This window comes from Methanobacterium paludis, assembly GCF_000214725.1.
Classification (GTDB): Archaea; Methanobacteriota; Methanobacteria; order Methanobacteriales; family Methanobacteriaceae; genus Methanobacterium_C; species Methanobacterium_C paludis.
Map to the genome: position 1 here is coordinate 775149 of NC_015574.1, position 23874 is coordinate 799022.

Genomic DNA, 23874 nt, shown 5'->3' on the forward strand with positions numbered 1-23874 from the left:
AATCTTTATCTAAATTTTATTATCTTCGTATGAAGTCTTTGATCTTGAATTTACTCATTAATATAATTAACTACTAAAACGGGTTAAAAAATGCAATTAAGCTGTTAAAATTGATGAATTAAAAGATAAAAAAAATGATTAGTATATAAATAAACTGATTAATAGGAGGAATAAAAAGGATTAATTAAGGGAATGTACTTTAGTTCTTCTTCTTTTTGACAACGATTATATCTGAAATATTTGTTGATGGATATTGGCCGTTTTCATCTTTTTCAACACTTTTAACCATGTCCCAAATTGTTAAAAGTCCAACACTCACTCCTGTAAGTGCTTCCATTTCAACTCCTGTTTTACCAACAGATTTAACTGATACATTCATTTCTATGGATTTAGAACCAACTTTAAAGTCAACTTCCACGCCGGTTATCCTCAGTGAGTGGCAAAGTGGGATAAGATGGTGTGTTGATTTAACAGCCCCTATGGCTGCTATTTGGGCTGTTGTGAGTACATTACCCTTTTTTATTTCTTCTTTTTTTATCAGGTCTAAAGTACTTTCTTTAAGATTTATTTTGCCCCTTGCAGTTGCACTTCTTTTTACAACGGGTTTGTCACCAACTTCAACCATGTGGACACCCCCTTCTGTAAGGTGTGTAAATGTTTTTTCCACCATATGTCCATCACCTGCCTTTAATTTTGATTACTATAAAATTATATATTGATTAATAAAAACATAACCCCTCAATGGTTAATTTGGATAAATTTGAACTATTAACATTGGATTAACTACTCTAATTGGGTTAATTAAAGTAAATTTAGTTAACTAGATAAAATTTGGTTAATATAAATAATTCTCGAAAAAAATTTATTTAACCCTTTTTACTTCAATTTCATGATTCTGGTTTAAAACAGTCCCATCCATTCTTACTATTACAACGTCGAAGTCCATTTCATATTTTTCATGACATAGATCTTTAATAGTTTTAGCTATGCCATTAAAGACAGGATAAACAAGATTTTCTTCATCTAGAATGTCGATCATATCCTCTGTTGTATTGGACTCAAAAATGCGTTTTATTAAATTAGTATCTGCACCTGCAAGCGCGGTATATGTGGTTATTATCTCACGCCGCCCGTCTGCAACGCTGTGTTTGGTGTCGAAGATCCCTGCGGCTATTTTAATGAGCTTTCCAGCATGTCCAAAGAGAACTATCCTTTTCACATCTGCATTTGATGCTTCCAAGAGCATGTATCCAACGAAGTTGCTCATCTGGACTATCTGGTCATCATCAACATCCAGAATCTTCCGGGCAAGTTTGTCCCCTATGTTTCCCGGTACAAAAACAAGATTTTCATATCCCTGGGCCAGTGCAACATCTATCTGACATTTAAGGGATTCTCTGTAACTTTTAGATGACATTGACCTTGCAATACCAGTTGTCCCCAGAATTGAAATTCCATTTACTATCCCCAGACGGGGATTCATAGTTCTTCTGGCTATTTCTCGACCTTTAGGAACGTTAATTGTAACAGAAACTCCTTTTATATTGGGAAATATTTCTTTAAGTGTGTCTTGAAGGTTTGATCGTATCATATCCTGTGGGACAGGATTTATTGCAGCTTCACCTGCAGGAATTTGAAGGCCGGGTTTAGTAACGATTCCAATGCCTTCACCGCCTTTTATGGTTATCCCTGGGCTACTACTCATCGTAACGTCTGCAAAAATTTCAAGATTTTTTGTAACGTCAGGGTCGTTGTAGGGCCGTTTTATTACGGAGGCCCTTCCTGAGTTTTCCGTTAATTTTTCAGAATGTTCAACGTCGATTTCGAGTTCTCCAAGAGGTGTTTTGATCTTAACAAGTTTTACTTCTTCCTTTATGGATAAGAGAGCTGCAACTGCAGCTGCAGTTGCTGCACTTCCTGTTGTGATCCCGTATTCATTTCCCTCGATATGGAGAGTGTTTGTTGGTCTGTCGTTGTTTTCCATGTTACTGTCGTAGTTTTTTTAATTTTAGGCTTCTATTTTAGGTTTAATATAAACATGAATTATGTCCTTATGAATTATGTCATTCCTGATTTAGGTCCATAATGAATTATGTTTTTATATCCTCCCTTATTTTAAGCCTTATAATTTTATTTTTCTTCTTTGATAGCTTCCACTAACTCTTCCTTGCTTGGTGCTCCTACGAATTTCACAACACCGTTTAGGGCGATTGCAGGAACAGCCATTAATCCGTATTCTCTGGCTTTTTCCTGGTCGATGGATATATCGATCTTTGTAACTTCAAGGTCCTCTGACATCTCTTTTTTAACTTCTTCCACCAGTTCAATGGCCATTGGGCAGTATGGACATGATGGGGATGTAAATACTTCAACTTTAACTACCATGTTTTCACCTCGTATTTAATAGATCTTTCTTTAATTAGATATAATCTTTAAACAACTTAACTTAAAATGGTACTTTGTGGCTTCTTTTTGCATGTTGTTTCAGTTTCCATTTTCTAATGAACATTGCACTTGATTGAATGTTTTTTTGAGGTATTAAGCTTTTTTAAGTGGTGTTACTTTACGCCTGTTTTTTTGCAACCATAGGGAACAGAAAATCTTGGGCGTGTTTTTGTACGGTCACTGTTACCATGTTGTATCATCTATAAGCTTTTAGGTCTTTAGGATGTGTTGTGTATATACTTTTCCCTCTACAACGTTCGATATAACTCTTTTCAAACTATACTTTTCTGCAGCTTGATACGAAATTATCTAATTCATGGGTTTACTAGTTATATCATTGTTAACATCGTTTGTATAACTTAAAACACAATCTATGGATTAATTAACCATTTTACGGTTGGATTAAATTGATCTTGTTGTTTTTGTCCATTATAACTGCTTTAAGCTTCAGTACCATTCAGATGTTATATGTATTATTAGTCCTTTATAATGTATATAAACTCCCAATTTTAGTCGGGTTTAACCTTTGTGGTATGAAACTCCATTTAATCCTATTATTATTTTTCCTTTAACATTAATAAACAATTTCATTTTATTAATAAATCATTGTGTAAGCCCGTATTAAAACTCTGCATACTGAGGACGTATTAAATGCAATAATAAATAGGAACATTTTTATTCATGTAATCTATATCCTCAATTTTTATATTGGCTTAAAAGCAAAAATATTAATAATACTAACTTAAATTTCTAAAATAAGAACATAAGCACATGAAATAATATAGAAGAGGAGTAATTCTCTTTAATAGTATTTAATGTGTATTTAAGTTACAGTTAAAGAAGGTTTGGAAAATTGGAAAAAACAACAAAAATTCTTTTGATTGCATGTGTGATTTTAGTGGCAGCACTTAGTTTAACTGTAGGATTAGTGATTGGAAATCAAATTAATAACCATTCAGTCGTGGATACAACAAATAACACAACTCCCGCAGTTAATAGCACAGTAAATCAAAGTCAAGGAGTAACTAAAAGTCAAAGTGTACAAAATACTACCAACAAAAAATCAAGTAATGGTATAATAACCGCCACTCAAGCAGCGAATCTTGCATTAAAATATGCAGAAGAAGAATGTCCAGGAGAAGTATGGAGTGTTAATAGTGTGGAATTAAATCCCTATGGGGTTTATGTGGTTGAAGTATTTAATCAAGCGGAAGTAGAAGCAGCAAAAACAAATACCCCAAACCCAGCAGATAAATCTATGGATGTGGATATAAATGCACATACTGGTGCAATTGCGTCAGGCCCAACAGGGTAAATCTATGCAGTTATAGAATGAAATGGGCATTTAGATTGTAAATAAGACAAAGTTATAAGTTCCAGAGCATAGTGAACAGTATTCAATCCAATAAAATTTATTTTTTTATTTTCTTTTGATTAATGTGTCCCATATTCTCGTTTTTAAACATTTTATTTGAGATATGGTTACAAAATTTAAAATTTGTTATGAACGTATAATGAGTTAGATATTCCAAAATATTCCATTTATAACACAATTTAAATAATTAAGATTGTTTAATGGATTGTTTAACTTATAATAACTCTGGAGGTTACTTTTATGGATAATAAAGTTAAAATATTACTTATTATTATATTTGTTTTTGTTGCTGTAATAGGATTGGTCGGTGGTTTTATTTTAGAGGGCTATTTACAGGATAATGATAAAAATACTTCTGTTTTAGATAATAACAGTTCCATTGATGTAACTACAAATATTAGCACAGATAATAATGAAACACAACAGAAATCCAGTGATTCTGGGTTTATTAGTCCACAGGAAGCAATAAAAGTCGCTAAAGAAACTGCAGGACCCTCTTCCAACGTGCGTTACGAAGCAAAATTAATCCAAAATGGCCAAAATCCTTATTATTTAATTACAGTTTATGATACTAAGATTAATAGTACTACTTATGGTGTAGCCATTGGTGGTGCCAAGGTTGATGCTAAAACAGGTCAATTTTTAGAGGGAATGGGATAGATGTTAAATGGCTATCAAGCTATCAAAAAGAGATTAATCACATCATAAAATAAAAAGAGATTAATCACATCATAAAATAAAGATTTTTTTACTTTTTTTAGCTTTCTCCGATCATTGAATGATTTTTGAGTGAGTGAAGCCGAAATTCTCAAGATTCTATGGCGATATGTTCTAAATTGAGTAGTTCTAATTTCTTGGATGTTTGTACGGTTGCTTGAAATGCTTTTTCTATTAGTCTTCTGGCTTGGATTTTGAATCTTAAAATTGTCCTAAAATCTGCCGATTCCACGCCAGATAAGTACATATAAACTAAATTTTAATTTGTAAGTTTCATAATTTGCCTTGAAGAGAAAACACCATCTACGGAAGCCATAATTATAATTCTCATAAGCATATGCTGTGAATAAGCAGGTTTACCAGCACTATATCGATATTTCTTCTCAAGTTTTCTAAAATCTAGCTCATCAACCATATCTGCGATGAAAAAACATATATGATTCTTTGGAATAAGCTCAGTCAACTCCAAAGGTACTAAAAAAGATTGAACCATTCTATATTCTCCTAAAACCACAAATATGACCTCCAAATCAATACAAACACCATAATAATACTATAACAACCGCCAATATATAATTAACCATCACTATAATTAATGACTCAGCATCTCCATTATTAAAAAGCGTTATTTGTTAAATTAAAGGATTCTTTGAGTATATTCTTTTATTTTTTACGGCATGGCTCATTTCACTCCTCAAAGTGACTTGATCGTTAATATTATATACGAGTTTAGTATTATTTTATATAAAAATAATACTATGGAGGGATTTATTATTAATGGAAAATCATATTTTGCATTAGTATTCATGTTTGGCTTAGCGCTGTTTTTAACCATAATCAGTGTATCTGCTGCTACATGGACCGTAAATCCTGGAGAGAATATTCAATCCGTTATAAACAATGCTTCTAGTAATGACACAATTGTCGTAAATGATAACAATGGATCTGCTTACACATACACTGGAAATCTAGTTGTAAACAAAACATTATCCTTACAAGCAAAACAAGATGGATTAGTGGCAATTCAAGCCACAAATTCGTCAAAACCAGTTATTACAATAAATTTACTTGGAAATGACACAAAAATTCAAGGATTCACAATTAAAGGAGCTACAAATTCAGATGGAATTTATTTGAATGGAACTTCAGGATGCAACATAACTAAGAACAGTTTAACTAATAATCTATATGGAATCTATCTTGATACTAGTTTAAACAGCACAATATCCATGAATACGATAATAAACAACACTAATTCTGGAATATGTCTCAATGACTCTTCGGCCACAGTTAAATTCAACAGAATAACTGGAAACAGTAAATATGGACTTTATAACATTGGTAATGGAGTGGTAAATGCAACAAACAATTGGTGGGGAACGAATAAACCAATAATGTCAGCTAACAACACCAGCGATATCTGTGCTGCTGGAGATACAGTTACTTACAATCCATGGCTTGTTTTAAATATGACTGCCGACCCTGGAAGTACTAATGGTAATTCTTCAGTTACAGTAGATTTAACCCATAATAACAATGGTGAGGATACATCTTCTTCAGGAAATGTTCCCGATGATATACCAATAAATTTCACCACAGACGTAGGCATAATAAACAGCCCTGTTAACACCAAAAATGGAAAAACCAACACAATATTTAACAGTGGAGCATCCACCTCAGGAACAGTAAAGATCACCACTTCACTGGACAGACAAACCGTGCAAACTAACGTCAACATAGACAAAACAGCCCCAACAATAGTTAGTAGTGATCCAAAAAATAATGAGATCGAGGTGCCAGGGAATAAGGTTATTAAGACTACTTTCAGTGAACCAGTAAAAGTAGGAACTAACTGGATAGAACTGGCGGATGGCAATGGGACAATGGTACCAATTACCACATCTATCTGTGGTAACGTTTTAACTGTAACACCAGCTGTTTTTTTAACCAATGGGACCAGATACATTTTACTCATACACACAGGCAGTCTTAAAGACTTGGCTGGTAACAATTTAGCTGGTTATGTAACACGTTTCAACACTGACAGCATGGCCCCAGTAATAACAGGTAGCGATCCTGTTAAAAACGCTATGAACGTACCTATCAACGAAATCATTAAAGTCACCTTCAATGAACCTATTAAAACTGGAACTAACTGGATAGAACTGGTGGATGGCAATGGGACAATGGTACCAATTACCACATCTATCTGTGGTAACGTTTTAACTGTAACGCCCGCTGTTTTTTTAACCAATGGGACCAGATACGCTTTACTCATACACACAGGCAGTGTAAAAGACTTGGCTGGTAACAACGTAGTTGGTTATGTAACGAGTTTCGACACTGACAGTATGGCTCCATTAGTAACAGGTAGCGATCCTGTTAGAAATGCTGTGAACGTACCTATCAATGAAATCATTAAAGTCACCTTCAATGAACCTATTAAAACTGGAACTGATTGGATAGAATTGATGGATGATGGCAATGGGGCAATGGTACCAATTACCACATCTATCTGTGGTAACGTGTTAACCGTAACGCCCGCTGTTTTTTTAACCAATGGGACCATATATGCTTTACTCATACACACAGGCAGTGTAAAAGACTTGGCTGGTAACAATTTAGCTGGTTATGTAACACGTTTCAACACCGACGGTATGGCTCCATTAGTAACCAGTAGCGATCCTGTTAAAAACGCTATGAATGTGCCTATCAACAAAATAATTAAAGTCACCTTCAATGAACCTATTAAAACTGGAACTAACTGGATAGAATTGATGGATAATAGCAATAGGACAATGGTACCAATTACTACAGTTATAAGGAGTAACACGTTAACCATAACACCTCAAAATCTTTTAATTGATGGAAGGAAGTATAGTGTTTTAATACACACTAACAGTCTTAAAGATTTGGCTGGCAACAATGTAGCGGCTTATGTGACCAGTTTTGCAACGGGCGGAATAATTGATGCAGCAGAACGCGTAAAAACATATATAGAAACAAATCATTGTCTCCCAAGCAGTGTTACTATTTCTGGAATCCAAGTGAATATGCCTCAATTCTTGCAATTATCAGCCAAAACGGTCTTAAATATCAACAATGATGTAAATACTCCGATCGTCCTTGGGAATGTTGGAAGTGCACCAAACCCTGCAGAAACCATGACCAATGGAATTTTTAATTCTACAGAATATTTGAACATTGCAAATCGTGTTAACTCTTTTATGAATTCCAATGGAAAAGCACCGAACTATGCTACAAGCAGTTTGGGAAACATGCGTTATGAATCACTAGTTTATATGTACTCACAAATAATGAGTTCTTATAACAATAACAATGTTTTACCGGGCTTTATTAAGGTGAACTCCTGGGCTGTTGTTTCAAATTCAAACACAGTATTTTACAGTGTGGATCAGGTGAATGATGCAGCAAGTAGAGTGAAGGCATATGTTGAGGTCAACCACAGACTTCCGAATTATGTGACTATGTCAGGAAAACAGGTGACCATGCCTCAATTTTTACAACTCTCAACCACAACACTATTAAACATTGAAGGCAATTTCGACGCATCAACTGCTCTTCAAAGTTATGGATCAGCTCCAAATCCTGCAGAAACAATTAAAAGCAAGAACATGGGGCAGGTAGAGTACGTAAATATTGCATGCAATGTTCAGACATTTATGGATGTCTTTGGAAAAGCGCCTAATTATGCTACAAGCAGCTTGGGAAACATACGTTACGAATCATTGGTTTACACATATTCTCAGCTTTTGAACTATTACAGTTTGAACAACTATCTGCCTGAAAATGTTGCAGTAGATCCATGGTCTGTTGTTTCAAATTCAAACACAGTATTTTACAGTGTGGATCAAGTGAATGATGCGGCAGATCAGGTGAAAGTTTATGTTGAGGTCAACCATAGACTTCCGAATTATGTGACTATTTCGGGGAAACAGGTGACCATGCCTCAGTTCTTACAACTCTCAAATGCAGAGCTATTGAATATTAGTGGAACTCTTTGCACATCATTTATTTCTAGAAGTTATGGAACTGCACCTGCTCCTTCAGAAACCGCTAAAAATGGAAATATTAATTCTACAGAATATCTCGACATTGCAAATCGTGTTAACTCTTTTATGAATTCTAATGGAAAAGCACCGAACTATGCAACAAGCAGCTTGGGAAACATACGCTATGAATCATTGATCTACATGAACTCACAAATACTGGGCTCTTACGGCAGTATTAACGGAACACTACCTGATTACATTACAGTTAATCCATGGGCAATTGTTTCCAATCTTAACACGGTATTTATAGGTATGGATCAAGTAAATAATGCCTCTGGAACAGTTAAATCTTATGTGGAAACGAACCACCAACTTCCAAATTGCGTGACAATCTCTGGAAAACAAGTGACCATGCCCCAATTCTTACAATTGTTAACAACGACAATGTTAAACAGGGAGAGTAATCTAAATACTTCGATTGTTCTTAGAATTATTGGAAATGCAACAAACTCCACAGAGGACATAACAAGCGGAGATATTCAATATTCAGAATATATTGACATTGCAAAAGATGCGAAAAAATTCATGGACTCCAATGGAACCGCACCAAATTACGCATACCAGACCAGTCTAGGAACTCACATGGGTTTTGCATCATTGGTCTACATGTACTCTCAAATCATGAATTCATACCATACCAACAATACTTTACCAGACTACGTTACTGTAACTCCATGGATAGCTGTTTCAAATCCAAATGCAATATATAATTACCAAAGTAATAAAATATTCAACAGTATACAAGCAGCTATAGACGATTTGGACACATTAAATAGTGAAACCATAGGGCTGGGAATAGGCACAATTTTAGAAAATGTCATTGTCAACAAAGAACTTACTATAATGTCAATTCCTACAGTAAATGTGACTGTTCAAGCTGCAAATCCCAATCTTCCTGTTTTTACCATAACCACCGATGGGAGCGGTTCGATCATACAGGATCTTGTTATACAAGGATCTACAAACAATGCGGGAATATACATCAACAACTCATTTTATAACACGATTTCAGACGATATAATATCCTGCAATAATAATGGAATATACGTCGATAACGCTACTGATAACCAGATTGCAGATAGCAACATATCAAATAATACGTTGAATGGTATTTTCATCGGTACAGGTTCTGATAACAACACGGTTGCTGGTAACACTTTGACAAACAATGGTTACGGAATCAGTATCAATAGCTCCAGTAACAACACAGTTTCCAATAATATACTATCAAACAACAGTTTGGATGGAATCAATCTCAAAAACTCTTCAGCGGATATCAATTTCAACAAAATTGTTGCAAACAGTAGATATGGGCTTTATAACACGGGTAATGGGACTGTAAATGCAACAAATAACTGGTGGGGTTCAAACAGTCTGGAAATATCTTCAAATGATCCGAGTGATATTTGTATAGCTGGGGGAACCGTGAACTGTGACCAGTGGCTTGTGCTTAATGTAACCAGTTCCTGTGACCGTTCAAACACTAACGGAACATGTTACAAATACATAATAACAGCAGATCTAACCCAAAACAACCAGGGAAAAGATACAACTAGTGGAGATGGTCCATTTTCTGGCAGTACTCTTCCAGATGGAATACCTATAAGTTTCAACACCACCTTTGGAACCATTAACACTCCAGTATCCACCAAAAACGGTAAATCTGTGGCAATAATTAGTAGTTCAGCAGCAGGATTAGCTAATGTTTCAACAACCTTGGATAATCAGACCATAACAATACCAGTTAACATAACATGTGTTAATGTGCTTGGAATATACAACACAAGAACCAATGAAGGATTTACCACCATACAATCTGCCATAAACAGCAATGACACCTTGGACTGGGATACTATAACATTGGCGGATGGTACTTACACTGAAAATGTTGTTGTTTATAAAACACTTACCATAAAGCCAGTTTCCGGGGCGAATGTGACTGTTCAGGCGGCAGATCCATACAATGCTGTTTTTACCACCATTGGAAGTGGTTCAACCATACAGAACCTCAACATAATTGGAGCTGCAGGTTCATATGGTATATTAGGTTATTCTAATAACCTCAACATCACTGGAAACACCATATCAGCTAATAACTATGGAATTAGTCTCTACAATTCAAATAACAACACAATATCCGGAAACACTGTCAAAAACAATTGGTATGGGGCTATTATCTTTAATTCAAATAACAACACAATATCCCGAAACAATGTAACAGACAACTGGTATGGAGTATATTCTTACAATTCAAGCAGCACAAGAATGTCTGAAAATATTATAACAAGTAACTGGTATGGAATATTCATCAATATATCAAATGGCACTTCACTATCTGGAAATACTGTAAAAAGCAATGGCTTTGGAATGTATCTCTTCAATTCAACCAGCACCACAATATCCGGAAACACTGTAATCGATAATGAAGAGGGAATTAGTTACTACAAGTCAAACAGCAGCACAATATCTGGAAATACTATAACAAATAATGCAATCGTTGATTCATCAGTGACAGACACCACTGGAATCATAATACAGACTAATATTTGGAATTGTGGACCTGCATCTCTCGTCACAGTCATGAATAACATGGGGGTCAATGCAACACAAGATGAACTTGCAAGTTTATCTGGAACAGATAAATCCGGAACTACCATGTACGGTTTGGTACATGCAGCACAACTTAAAGGTTTAAATGCAACTGGTATGATTTTACCAGTGGATCAGCTTGAACAGGGCAATATAATACTTTTAACTGTGGATGGGCTTTACCATTTCAGCGTTATAAAAAATATCAATGGCACAACTGTATATCTTGCAGATTCCGCATTTGGAAACATCAATATGACATTGGATAATTTCACAGCAATGTACAGTGGATATGTACTGATTATAACCAACAATTCAACTAACAGCACAGTTAACGGTACAGTGTTAACCAATGAGCAAATGCAGAACATCAAAGGAACGTGGCTTGAAGCTCTTGCACCTGCAGCACCATTAGTTTTGATACCTGGCGCAGGTGAAGTTATTTTGGTAGGAATAGCTGGTGTTGTAGTAGGATATGCAGTATATACTTATGTGATAGATCCTTATTTGAATAGTCATAAGTCTACTCCTAGTTATAGTCCTCATGGTTATAGAACTACTGTTAATGCCCCTAGATATACAAAAAGAACCCCATATTATAGTAGATATCCTAGTAAACATAAAAGCGGTTACGTATCTCCTAGTAAAGGTTATGTATCTACCAAAACTGTAGCATCAATTGACTTAGAATATCAGCGCCTTTATGACAAATATTTGAACAAAAAATCTGCTGAACTTGCTAAAATCTATAATACACTGAATTCCGGGCAGAAACAAGAAGTGATACATGTACCTCATGAACTTAAAAATTTAAAGTCTCAAGGAGGCTCTATAAAAGGACCAGATGGGGATAAAGGTGAATTTATATTGAATCTTTATAAGGATTCTGTGAAAAAAATTAATAAAGGGGTTGCTAAGTGTAAGGCAGGTGATGTTGTAGGTGGCACAGCAGATATCGCCTTAGGAATTGCAGGAATTCATACAGCCAATGCATATTTGATCAGTGAAATTTTGCCTGAAGAAGTCTTGCTTAACCTAAAATAATAAAAAAGTATATTCAAAGGAATAGTAATTCATCTAAACAAGATTAAAAAAACTCATATCAACTTGAATATTAATTTTTAAGGAGGTGTTTATAGTTACTGTATTCGATAGTTTTAAGAAGAATTCACTGATTAAAAAAGCTTATAACTTAACTGAACAGGGCAAATATCAGGAAGCGTTAGGATGTTATAACAAAATTTTACAAACAGATTTATATTATACTAATGCTTGGTATGGTAAAGGTGTGGTTTTAGGAAAGCTTGAGAATTACCCGGAATCTTTGGAATGTTATGATAAGGCTTTAGAGTTGGATCCCAACTATTTTAATGTATGGTACAATAAAGGATACACATTTGTAAAGCTTGAAAAATATCGAGAAGCATTGGAATGTTATGATAAAGCTTTAGAGTTGGATCCCAACTATTTTGGTGTTTGGTTTAATAAGGGATATGCATTAACGGAGCTTGGAGAGTATTTGGAAGCATTGGAATGTTATGATGAAGCTTTAGAGTTGGATCCCAACTATTTTGGTGTTTGGTTTAATAAGGGATATGCATTAACGGAGCTTGGGGAATATTCAGAGGCAGTAAAGAGTTACGATACTGCTCTGGGAATTGATCCAAGTGATGCTACAACATGGTATAATAGAGGAAACATTCTTACAAAACTTAAGAAATATGTGGAAGCAATAGAAAGTTATGATAAGGCTTTAGAGATAAATCCAAAATTTACTTATGCATGGACTGGCAGAGGAAGTGCTCTTACAGAACTTAAGAAACATTTAGAAGCAGTAGAAAGTTATGATAAAGCTTTAGAGATAGATCCAAAGCATGTTTTAGCATGGTTTAATAGGGGATATTCTTTAGCTGCCCTTGGAAAGTATTTAGAAGCAGTAAAGAGTTATGATAGGGCTTTGGAAATTGATCCAGGTGATCCTATAACCTGGTTTAGCAAAGGTTATGCGTTAGCCGAGCTTGGAAAATATTCTGATGCATTAGAAAGTTATGATAAGGCGTTGGCAATTGATCCAATCGATTCTATAGCATTGTATAATAAAGCCAATATCATGCTAGAAATTGGCAAGTATCCTGAGGCATTGGAGTCTTTTGATAAAGCCTTAGAAATAGATCCAGATTATGTTAATGCATGGAATGACAAAGGAGAAACATTTACAAAACTCGAAAATTACCAAGAAGCTTTAAAATGTTACGAAAAAGCTTTAAAATTAGATCCTAATTTTGAAGATGCCTTAAAAGCCAGAAAAGATATTTTAGAAACTAAAAAGCAATAAAAAATCAAAATTCTTCTATTTTAATTCTTATTTATTTTGACCTAATTGTTGACAGTTTCTTCATCTATCAACTATGTTTCAATGTTATTGTTCTATTTATTTGGAGTTTTATTGACTCACAGTAAATTTTTACAGTTCTAATTAGTTTTTTTCGTGCTTTCATTCATCAGGGTTTTGCAGAAACCTTTTATATATGGGTCGTTTTATCATTATTAATAGATATTTCGACTAAATAAAGATTGTATTAAACAGGACATTTTAATATTAGTTGATATATAAACAACAAATGAATATTTTATGCATTACTCAGTTAAACAGATTTTTAAGAACATTACGGTGATAAATTGAAGACAACAGTTCGATCTCCAGGCTCTGCTACAGTTATAAATGCAATATCAATGGGATGTGGCTCGGCCTTCGGTATAAAACTTTATGTTACGGCAGAAATTGAATTAAAAGGTTCAAAATCATCTGGAATAATATGCAAAGCTGATAGGGACGTTGACACAACCCTCATGGAGTTATGTGTAAAAAAGGTTTTTCAGAGGTTTGAAGGGTTGAAAGAAGTGAAAGAATTAGACTTTGAAACAGAAGTCACAGTTAAAACTAGTTCAACACTTCCTGCAGCATCAGGACTTTCAAGTAGCAGTGCAACCTCAAATGCAGTGGTAATGGCAACAACACAGGCCCTTATCGATGAATATCAGCTCAGCATAGATGAAATTGGTATAAATAATTTTGATATAGTGAATATGGCTGTAGATGCTTCATTGGATGCAGGGGTAACCATAACTGGCGCTTTTGATGATGCTAGTGCCTCTTTCTTTGGTGGACTTACAATTACCGACAACAACAAGAGGGAGATTTTGCAGAGACATGTGATGGAAGAGCAAAATATATTAGTGTATATGCCTAATAGAATGTCACCCACTGCAAATTCTGATGTGGGAAGGATGAAGCTCCTTGCCCCGTACGTTAAAATCGCATTTATGGAAGCCATGAAAGGCAATATTTACCACGCATTAACTCTTAATGGTATTCTTTATTGTTCAGCACTTGGATTTAATCCAGATATAGCGTTGGATGCATTGGATGCTGGTGCAATTGCAGCAGGACTTTCAGGTACGGGACCTTCATTTGTGGCAGTAGCAGACAATAAAAATGTTGACAGTGTTGAGGATGTATGGAAGTCTTATCCTGGAAGGGTAATAAGAACAGAAATAGACAATGATGGTACCATGGTGATTTGCAGTGGATAGGGCAGAAGCTTTAAGACTACTTCAGGATTCAAGAAACAAAATAGATGAGATGGACGAAGAAATTATAAGTCTCATAGAGAAAAGAACATCCCTTGCAAGAGATATCTTAGATGCCAAAATTGTTCTGGGCATAAAGATTGAAGATAAAAAGAGAGAAGCATATATTCACGAAAAGATCAAAGAGATAGCAAGGGAAAAAAAAATTGACGAAGTCAGTCTTACCCGTATAATGAAAATATTAACTGATATCAGTAAAAAAGAACAACAAAAAATGTTAAGGAGGGAAAAAAATGGGTAACATAAGAACAACATTTATCAAGAGAACATCTAAGGAACTTATAGAAAGATACGAAGGTATATTCACCACAGATTTTGATCAAAACAAAAAATTAGTTGAAGAGTACACAACAGTCAGCACAAAACATTTAAGAAACAAAATAGCTGGATACGTAACTCGATTAGTGGGACAGTAATTTTAAGGTGTGTTAGTTAATGGAAATAATCGTGGCCAAATTCGGAGGAACATCCGTAGGAAATGGCGAGAGAATAAAAAAAGCAGCAGAATCCGTTGTAAAGGAGTACATGGCGGGTAAAAAGGTTGTTGTAGTGGTATCTGCCATAAACAAGACAACCGACAATATTCTGAAGATCGTGAACGATGCAATAGGAGAATCTGTAACAGAAAAACAGCTTGCTGATATAGTATCTATGGGTGAAATAACAAGTGTAAGGGTGTTCTCATCAACAATAGAATCTCTTGGTGTCAAATCCGAATATATTGATCCTTATATGGATAATTGGCCCGTTATTACCGATAACACTTATTTAAATGCAAAGGTCAATTTCAAAGCAACAGAAGAAAAATCAAATGAACTTCTGAAGTTACTTGACCAGGGAATTATCCCTGTGGTCTGCGGTTTCCTTGGGAAAGATGACAACGGTAATGTCACCACCCTTGGACGTGGCGGAAGTGATATAACAGCTTTTCTTTTAGGTCACTGCCTCAAAGCAGAGGAAGTTATCATTGTAACTGATGTTGGCGGCGTTATGTCAACTGATCCCCACAAACTCCGAACTGCAAAGAAGCTTGATAAAATATCCGTTGAGGAAATGAGAGACCTTGCAACCCACGGAGCGCAGGTATTACATCCTCATGCCCTTAAATATAAAGATCCCAATATCAACGCCAAAATAATCGGATTTGAGAATGGAGATCTCTCAACCATTGGAACTGAGATAATGGGTCCTGCTGAGGATCAGATGCTTAAGACATCTGCATTAAATTCAAAGCCAATATCCGTTATAGCCGTGGTTGGAGAAGAGATTTTAACTAAAAAAGGTATACTCTCAGAACTTACAGATACACTCTCAGACAATAATATAAATATTTACGGTATATCTACAGGACAAAACTCTATAACACTTTTTATAGATAAAGATATTGCAGATAAAGCCCATGAAGTCCTCCATGAAGTTGTGGTGAGAAATGAACATTTAAGTTCTATTTCACTGGGCATGGAGATAGCAATGATAACAGTTACAAGCCCGGACTTCATAGACACTCCTGGAATAATAACAAAAGTAACAGAACCACTGCGTAAGAATAAAATTAACATAGTTGAGATATCTTCAAGTCAAACATCTGTTGTTGTTTTTGTGGACTGGAATGATGGTAAGAAAGCTTATGAACTTGTAAGGAGAGTCTTAAAATGAAATTGGAAGGTACAATAGTTGCTATGGTAACTCCATTTAACAAAGATGATGGAGTTGATGAGACAGGAATGCGTGAGAACATAAACTATCTGATAGACGGAGGTGTTGATGGTATACTTGCAGCTGGTACAACCGGTGAGTCAGCCACAATAACCCACGACGAACAGAAGAAGATGATCGACATCCTTGTGGATGAAGTCAATGGAAAGGTTGCAGCAGTAGCTGGAGCTGGAAGCAACTCATCAAAAGAAGCACTAGGCCTTGTAAAACATGCTGAAGACGCAGGAGCAGATGCCGCCCTCGTAATAACACCTTACTACAACAAACCACAGCAACACGGACTTTACGAACATTACAAATTACTTTCAGACTCCACAAACATTCCAATAATAGTTTACAACGTACCATCAAGAACAGGAACGGACATTGATGTGGAAACAATTGGTAAAGTAGCCCAGCTTGACGGTGTAGTTGCAATAAAAGAGGCAAATCCTGACCTTGACAAAGTGTCTCAAACCATCAAAAAGCTCCAGGACACAGAATGTAAAAACTTCAGGGTATTATCTGGAAACGATAACCTGACTCTTCCAATGCTAGCACTTGGAGCCAAAGGAGTTATAAGCGTTGTTGCCAATGTGGATCCGGCCAGAATGAGCAGGATGGTTAATGCAGCCATTGAAGGAGATTTTGAAACAGCTGGAAAACTTCATTACGAACTTTTTGACCTAATGAAAGTCTTATTTATTGAATCAAATCCTGTTCCCACTAAGGAAGCCCTTAACATGATGGGAAGACCAGCAGGTCATGTTAGAATGCCACTTGCACCTTTGAAAGAGGAGAGCAAGGTAAAGCTTACGAAGGTCTTAAAGGACCTTGAACTGATTTAAATGGTTTAATATTTATTTAGATCATATCTTAGTTTTTAATTAAATTTTAAAACCTTTAAATCATATAACAAAAATATTAATTTTAATTCCTTAATTTTTTCATGATTTTTTTTAATTATTACGAAACGGAGATGGAATAAAATGATCGATGTGGCTGTAACAGGTGCATGCGGAAGAATGGGTTCTAAGATAATAAAAACAATCCTCCAACAGGAAGATATGAACGTTGTAGCAGCAATAGAAGCTCCAAACTCATCCATGGAAGGTAAAGATGTGGGGGAACTGATTGGAATTGGAGAAATCGGTGTTGAGGTGACAGGCGCGGAAAAACTCAAACAAACGCTTGAAACCAAAAAACCAGATGTTTTAGTTGATTTTACCATTGCCAAAGCTGCTATCGGCACTATAAAAACATGTGCAGAGTGCGGTGTTAATCTGGTGGTGGGTACAACAGGATTTACAGACGAACAGATGGCAGAAATAAGGGCTGCAGTAGCAGCAAACAACATAAAAGCAGTTATTGCTCCAAATATGGCAGTAGGTGTTAATGTTTTCTTCAAAGTTATAAAAGACCTTGCAAAAATCCTTGGAGACTACGATGTGGAGATCATCGAAGCTCATCATAAGCACAAGAAAGACGCACCATCAGGAACAGCTGTAAGGGCCGCTGAGATCATAGCAGAACAATTAAACCGCAACCTTGATGAAGTGGGAGTCTACGGCAGAAAAGGAATAGTTGGTGAGAGGAAAGCTGATGAAATAGGAATACACGCTGTTCGTGGAGGCGACATTGTCGGAGATCACACTGTGCTATTTGCAGGTGAAGGAGAACGCATTGAGATTGTGCACAGAGCTCAAAGTAGACAGTCGTTTGTAACTGGTGTGATGAAAGCTCTTCGATATGTTTTAACTGGTGAAGAAGGTAAAATCAGCGATATGAGTGATGTTCTTGGGTTAAATTAATGAGCATCATTTTTAATATTTTTTATATTTTATGAAATTATCTTTAAAGTTTTAAGGGTGGATATATGTTGTTCGGGCGTGATGAATCGCATGATGAATCTATTCAGCAGGTTACAACTTTCCATCCTACATTTCTCAAGGAAGATAGGTCCTACCTTCGGCAGATTCATAAAGTTGTAAGCGCCGCAGAAAACTCAATATGCATGATCTATCCTTGGATAGGTCTTGGAGAAGAACTTGTTATCCCATTTGAAAATGCAATTTCAAACAATCCTGATGTAAAACTGTACCTTATCACACGACTTTTAAAGGGGGATGTTTTCAGGCATTTACATCAACTGGAAGATGTTGAGCAGTGGAGGAGAATTTTTAAAGATAATATGTCTGTGAAGTACAACAACAACGTTCATGCAAAGATGATAATTGTTGATGACGTTGCTGCACTTGTTGGGTCATCAAACCTCACAGGAACAGGTCTTGGATCTCCAAGAAGCTATGAAGGGATCCCACAGATAGAAACAAACATTTATACGACGTGTTTGGATGCTGTTAATGATGCTGGTAACTTTTTTACCAAAGTATGGGGTCATGAAAGTTCAAAACCTTATGTGGATACAAGTGAATACGTACTTTCATGCAAATCCCACAATCTGGCAGGGATATTCCAGCACTATAAAAAAGACTTCAAAAAGCTTCTTGAAACTGAAGATTTAACTTTCCTGGAAGATGGAACAGTCAAGTTCAAGGGTGATTTAGCTTTTATAACTGAAAATGAAGCTTATATTCTTGGAACCAAAAGAAAAGATATTGCAGTCAAATTCACAGGTGATACTTCGAAGTTGAATTCCACCGTACTATTTGAACGGGTTGAAGTTTCAGGTAATCTGCACTGTAAAAATGAAATGGACTTCACAGTAAAGGATATAACGGATAAAAAGGGTTCAAAGGATAAAATAGAAGATAAAAAAGTTTTAAAGGATAAAATAATTAAAATAAATGATTTAAAAAGTGGATGGTCCAATTTAACTGTTTCAGGCACAGTTTCAAGTTCAAGTGATATTTTAGAACTTAAAGGATCGGGTCATGTATTAAGACTCGCTAGGATTGAAGATGACACAGGAATTATAACCCTTGAATTATGGAATGAAAAGGCTCAAAATAAAAAAATTAAAAAGGGTTCCCGGATAGAAATAATCAATGGATTTACAAAGATGTTTAGAGATGAATTGAGACTTGTTATCAAAAAAGATGGAAAAATTAAAGTATTAAAGGATTAAATTACTTAATAGGAATTAAAATAAGGTTAAAATTTGGAGTAAATGGATTTTAATGGGGGAATAAAATGGTAAACGTAGGAATTCTTGGAGCAACTGGAATGGTTGGGCAGCGTTTCATTGAGTTATTGGCGGATCACCCAAAGTTCGAGATAACGGCACTTACAGCATCAAAAAGATCTGCAGGAAAAAAATATGAGGACGCTGTGACATGGCATCTTGAAAGTGGAATACCTGAAGCAGTACAGGACACAGTTGTTGTGGACACAGACCCTGCAGAAGTTAAGGATGTTGAGATAGTCTTTTCAGCCCTGCCTGCAGACACAGCAGCCATAGTTGAACCTAAATTTGCAGCAGCAGGCATGAAAGTAGCCTCAAATGCCAGTGCAATGCGAATGGAACCTGACGTACCCCTTGTCATACCTGAAGTGAACCCGGAGCACCTGGATTTAATTGAAACTCAGCAGAAAAACAGAGGATGGGATGGTTTCATAGTAACAAATCCTAACTGCTCAACAATAGCCTTAGTAATGACGTTAAAACCACTTTACGACCAGTACGACATAAAAAAAGTTTATGTATCAACCATGCAAGCAGTATCCGGTGCAGGATACAATGGAGTACCTTCAATGGCAATACTCGACAACATAGTGCCGTTTATAGGCAGTGAAGAGGAAAAAATGGAGTCAGAAACTCTCGAGCTACTTGGAGACTTTGATGGAGAATCTGTAACTCCTGCTGGTTTCAGTCTCAGCGCATCATGCAACAGAGTTCCTGTGATTGATGGACATACAGAATCGGTTTTCATTGAGATGGGGGAAGAATTTGAAGTGGATGATGTTAAAAAATCTTTCAGTGAGTTCAGGGGTCTTCCACAGAAACTTGGACTGCACTACGCACCCGAATCTCCTGTGATCGTGCGTGAAGAGGAAAACAGGCCACAGCCACGCATGGACCGTAATGCTGGACATGGAATGGCAGTTTCTGTCGGTAGGATCCGTAGAGATGCTGTTTTCCCTGAAAACCTGAAATATACTCTTGTAGGTCACAACACCATAAGAGGTGCTGCTGGAGCATCAATACTTAATGCTGAACTCATAAACGAGATAATGTGATTTCAGGTAAAAATAATATTTTTTCTTTTTTTATCAGTTTAGTCTGATTTTAGGTTTATTTGAGCTCTTGATTGGGCTTATAATCAATATAATATTTTTTTTATTTAATTTCATTTTTTCAACGAATTTAAATAACATATTTATTAAGTAAATATAAGTATCTAAAAATAAGAAGCTAATATCCTTATTACTATAGTAAGCCGTTAGTCTTTTCAATGTTAAAATCGCAAAACATAAATAAAAATATAATAAATTTTTTTATATAAAATAGGAAGATGGTGCTGATTGAGAAATTTACAGAACACGTTTTTATTATTAACAGTTTCAATAGTGATTTTCAGTACATTTTTTTCTTTAGGTAGTGTTAATTCTGTGAACATTACAGATCAGAACATAACAAACCAGACAAATGTTTCAATGGCGGCAGCACAAGCACAAGCAAATGGAATTAGTCCTCAAGTATCTATATCCATCACTCCTACAACTCTAAATCTTGGAACACGTATTGCGGATGGTTTAGATTATTCTTATCTTAATCGAACACAGATTACTGTAACTGGAAGTGATTGGGATATATTAGTTGTTAATGAGAATTTAAATTTATACGTCCGTTCAGAGGGCCCGTTTGTAAATGGTTCAAATAATATTTTGCTTAATAATTTTAGATATGATGGATTTTCTAATTCTTCTTTACCAAAAACAGTTTTTGCAACGTCTAACTCTAAAGTTAAGTCGTGGCACCTGTATGGATTTCTTTATGATTCCGTTTCAGACACCGTATATTCTAATTATTACTTAACGATACCATTGAGAACGAGTCCCGGAACTTACACCACAACTGTTTATTACACTGCCATGTTGGAGTGATGTTTTTTATTTTATTGAGGGTGTCTCATGATTAAGTTCAACATGCGTAATTTGCTTATTTTCGAGTTTAAAACCTTATTTGTCCTTATTTTTTTGCAGATTTTAAATTATGAGACAGCCTCTTATTTTGATACAATATATTGATCCATACTTTTTAAGTGAGTTGGATAAAAAAATAACTTAACATAAATCTTCTTTTTTTCCTATTATTTGATTTGACTCTATTTTTATTAATTGTGAATGTTTTTAAACACTATTAAAACAAAATTACTTTTAAATAACATTTTTACAGGATCTATTTTCCCTCTAAAATTATTTTTGTGACGTTTATCACAAAAACCATTTAAAAATTTTAAAGGATATATATGAATTAAAAATGATTTAAATGGGCATAAACGTTTATTTGCATGTCATTTTGAGTTTTATCTTCTTGGAGTATTATGGTCAATGATAATCAGTGTGAAATGACTAAAGCGCAAATTTTATATAGTGAAATTTTCTAAAGATTAGAATAGAGTTCACAAAGATGATATTACCATTAGAATGGTACTTATTTTTAGAATATTTAGTAATAACTGGAGTGATTAAAAAATGATGAACAAAAAAATATTAACTGTACTGGCATTTGCATTAGTACTGATCGTAGGCGCTTGCCCTGCATTTGCAGCGTCCTCTGCATCCTCTACACAACAAGTGCAGGTTACTGTAAGCCCAACAATTGCTATTGCAGCAACATGGGCAAATGGTGGAAACAATTCAACCATAGACTTAGGGTCACTGGCTGCTGATGGATTACAAACAACATACAACGGTGGAGTTTCAGGTGAACAATTATACACATACTCAAATATACCAATAGATGTTTACACTAGAGCAGCATCGGATTTAACCAGCAGTACAAACACCATTGCTTTAACAAACTTCCTTTACAAAGGAGGTTCAACTTCAACGGCTACAGCTTTCACAACAAGCTATGCAAAGATGTACAGCAACTGGGCTAAAGCACCACAAGGTAGTTCTAACGAAGCAGATATAGATCTATCTTTAACAGTACCATTTGGAACAAACCCAGGTAGCTACGCTACAACTGTGTACTTCTCTGCAGTTTCAGCTGGTAGCACCACAGCACCAACAACACCTTAAGTTTCTTGTATTTTTTTTAAATTTTTATTTATAGAAAATTTTTTTTATTTTTATATATTTTCAACTTTCCACTTTCTTTAAATATTTATAGCATTTTACCAAACTATTTTTAACAAGATCAATAAAACAGTATTTTTATCGAATTACTCTTATTTGGAGGAAGTTTATGGATTCAAAGAGATTTACTAAAAAATTCAGCGTTATATTTTTAATTTTAGTTTTGTTAGCTAGTTTAGGTTCAGTATCTGCCACAGGAATTCTTGCATCCCCCGGAGGTTTTCATTTAACCATGACAACCCCACAAACATACCAAGGAACATTAACGGTGGAAAACATTGGCACGAACACTCTTAACGTAACCATAGACAAAAAGAGGCTGCAGATAGATAATGTAAACCTTCTTTTTTCAGATGTGGGAATAGCAACATGGATATCACTTAATCAGACCAATTTCATCTTAACACCAAATCAAAAGGTAGAAGTGCCATTTACAGTGAATGTTCCGAGCAGTGTAAATTATTACGATGCAATGGGGGCACTTGTTGTAAGGGGATACCCTCTTACAAATACCACACAACAGGGAAACTCCAGCCTTTCCAGCATGCAGGTTCAACAGGTGCCTGAAATTGTGGTTCCAATAACTGTGGGTTTGCCTGGTGCAATAGTAGAATCATTACAGCTTGTGGATCACAGCACACCTTCATTTCTTTTAAACTTAATGAAAAGTTCATTTGTCTACCATGTTAAAAACAATGGAACAGTTTATGCTAACATGACCGGGGATGTGGACATTAAAGGATGGTTCAGCGAACATCACCTCAGCATGGATGGTGGTGTTTACCCTGATGATCAATACTATTTAAAAACTAGTTGGGAGCCCGGAATAACTGATTTTGGCCTTTATGATGCCAAAACAACCATAAAATATGGGAGAGTTAATCAGACACAAACGCTGACAACTGATGATAAAATCTTTGTGTTCCCGGTGTGGCTCATAGTATTGATAGTTCTTGGAGTTACTGTATGGATTATAAGGAAAAAAGACATAAAATCGCCTATAAAAATTAGAATAGAAAAGAAGTAAACCTTAAGATAAACCTTAACAATTTCAATAATCTT

Annotated in this window: 19 protein-coding genes; 15 read left to right on the top strand and 4 right to left on the bottom strand. The window is 35.4% G+C overall.

Annotation, left to right across the window (positions count from 1 at the left end):
- Positions 1–199: 199 nt before the first annotated feature.
- The 3 genes from moaC to MSWAN_RS03595 form a co-directional block, all read right to left on the bottom strand.
- Entirely contained in the window at positions 200–670 is a 471-nt protein-coding gene (gene moaC, locus MSWAN_RS03585) for a cyclic pyranopterin monophosphate synthase MoaC (protein WP_013825252.1), read from the bottom strand.
- 192 nt (positions 671–862) lie between these two features.
- Entirely contained in the window at positions 863–1984 is a 1122-nt protein-coding gene (gene cbiD, locus MSWAN_RS03590; RefSeq protein ID WP_013825253.1) for a cobalt-precorrin-5B (C(1))-methyltransferase CbiD, read from the bottom strand.
- Between the two features lie 146 nt (positions 1985–2130).
- Positions 2131–2385 (bottom strand): MJ0307 family thioredoxin, encoded by a 255-nt coding sequence (locus tag MSWAN_RS03595; protein WP_013825254.1) that lies wholly within the window; start codon positions 2383–2385, stop codon positions 2131–2133.
- Between the two features lie 958 nt (positions 2386–3343).
- On the opposite strand from MSWAN_RS03595, the gene MSWAN_RS03600 reads away from it, so the two are divergent.
- Together MSWAN_RS03600 and MSWAN_RS03605 are read left to right on the top strand one after the other, a co-directional pair.
- On the top strand, positions 3344–3760 hold the full coding sequence (locus MSWAN_RS03600) for a PepSY domain-containing protein (RefSeq protein ID WP_161597483.1): 417 nt from the start codon (positions 3344–3346) through the stop codon (positions 3758–3760).
- Between the two features lie 300 nt (positions 3761–4060).
- Positions 4061–4480 carry a PepSY domain-containing protein gene (locus MSWAN_RS03605; RefSeq protein WP_013825256.1) on the top strand — a complete coding sequence of 140 codons (420 nt, stop codon included), beginning with the start codon at positions 4061–4063 and terminating at the stop codon, positions 4478–4480.
- A gap of 316 nt (positions 4481–4796) precedes the next feature.
- Here the strand turns inward: MSWAN_RS03605 and MSWAN_RS03610 are convergent, their stop codons facing one another.
- Positions 4797–5051 carry a transposase gene (locus MSWAN_RS03610; protein WP_048187872.1) on the bottom strand — a complete coding sequence of 85 codons (255 nt, stop codon included), beginning with the start codon at positions 5049–5051 and terminating at the stop codon, positions 4797–4799.
- A 292-nt stretch (positions 5052–5343) separates the two neighbouring features.
- Between MSWAN_RS03610 and MSWAN_RS03615 the strand changes: the two genes are divergently transcribed.
- From MSWAN_RS03615 to MSWAN_RS03675, 13 genes are all read left to right on the top strand, one after another.
- The gene (locus tag MSWAN_RS03615) at positions 5344–12243 is read left to right on the top strand and encodes an Ig-like domain-containing protein (protein ID WP_161597484.1); all 6900 of its coding nucleotides are present in this window, start codon (positions 5344–5346) and stop codon (positions 12241–12243) included.
- 85 nt (positions 12244–12328) lie between these two features.
- Positions 12329–13534 carry a tetratricopeptide repeat protein gene (locus tag MSWAN_RS03620; protein ID WP_013825258.1) on the top strand — a complete coding sequence of 402 codons (1206 nt, stop codon included), beginning with the start codon at positions 12329–12331 and terminating at the stop codon, positions 13532–13534.
- Between the two features lie 344 nt (positions 13535–13878).
- Positions 13879–14793 carry a shikimate kinase gene (locus tag MSWAN_RS03625; RefSeq protein WP_013825259.1) on the top strand — a complete coding sequence of 305 codons (915 nt, stop codon included), beginning with the start codon at positions 13879–13881 and terminating at the stop codon, positions 14791–14793.
- Positions 14786–15091, top strand: coding sequence for a chorismate mutase (locus MSWAN_RS03630; protein WP_013825260.1), 306 nt, complete (start codon positions 14786–14788; stop codon positions 15089–15091). Before MSWAN_RS03625 ends, MSWAN_RS03630 begins: the two co-directional genes overlap by 8 nt.
- Entirely contained in the window at positions 15084–15266 is a 183-nt protein-coding gene (locus tag MSWAN_RS03635) for a 30S ribosomal protein S17e (protein WP_013825261.1), read from the top strand. The genes MSWAN_RS03630 and MSWAN_RS03635 overlap by 8 nt, the downstream gene beginning before the upstream one ends.
- 19 nt (positions 15267–15285) lie before the next feature.
- Complete coding sequence (locus MSWAN_RS03640) at positions 15286–16506, top strand: aspartate kinase (RefSeq protein WP_013825262.1); 1221 nt, start codon at positions 15286–15288, stop codon at positions 16504–16506.
- The gene (dapA, locus tag MSWAN_RS03645; RefSeq protein WP_013825263.1) at positions 16503–17393 is read left to right on the top strand and encodes a 4-hydroxy-tetrahydrodipicolinate synthase; all 891 of its coding nucleotides are present in this window, start codon (positions 16503–16505) and stop codon (positions 17391–17393) included. The genes MSWAN_RS03640 and dapA overlap by 4 nt, the downstream gene beginning before the upstream one ends.
- Before the next feature lie 141 nt (positions 17394–17534).
- On the top strand, positions 17535–18356 hold the full coding sequence (gene dapB, locus MSWAN_RS03650) for a 4-hydroxy-tetrahydrodipicolinate reductase (protein ID WP_013825264.1): 822 nt from the start codon (positions 17535–17537) through the stop codon (positions 18354–18356).
- A gap of 65 nt (positions 18357–18421) precedes the next feature.
- Positions 18422–19633, top strand: a complete 1212-nt coding sequence (locus tag MSWAN_RS12205; RefSeq protein ID WP_013825265.1) for a phospholipase D-like domain-containing protein — start codon at positions 18422–18424, stop codon at positions 19631–19633.
- A gap of 65 nt (positions 19634–19698) precedes the next feature.
- Entirely contained in the window at positions 19699–20745 is a 1047-nt protein-coding gene (gene asd / locus MSWAN_RS03660) for an aspartate-semialdehyde dehydrogenase (RefSeq protein WP_013825266.1), read from the top strand.
- Between the two features lie 372 nt (positions 20746–21117).
- Positions 21118–21612: a hypothetical protein gene (locus MSWAN_RS03665; protein ID WP_048187876.1), complete on the top strand. Its 495-nt coding sequence runs from the start codon at positions 21118–21120 to the stop codon at positions 21610–21612.
- A 591-nt stretch (positions 21613–22203) separates the two neighbouring features.
- Positions 22204–22755 carry a hypothetical protein gene (locus MSWAN_RS03670; RefSeq protein WP_013825268.1) on the top strand — a complete coding sequence of 184 codons (552 nt, stop codon included), beginning with the start codon at positions 22204–22206 and terminating at the stop codon, positions 22753–22755.
- A 166-nt stretch (positions 22756–22921) separates the two neighbouring features.
- The gene (locus tag MSWAN_RS03675) at positions 22922–23839 is read left to right on the top strand and encodes a hypothetical protein (protein ID WP_013825269.1); all 918 of its coding nucleotides are present in this window, start codon (positions 22922–22924) and stop codon (positions 23837–23839) included.
- The last annotated feature ends 35 nt before the right edge of the window (positions 23840–23874 follow it).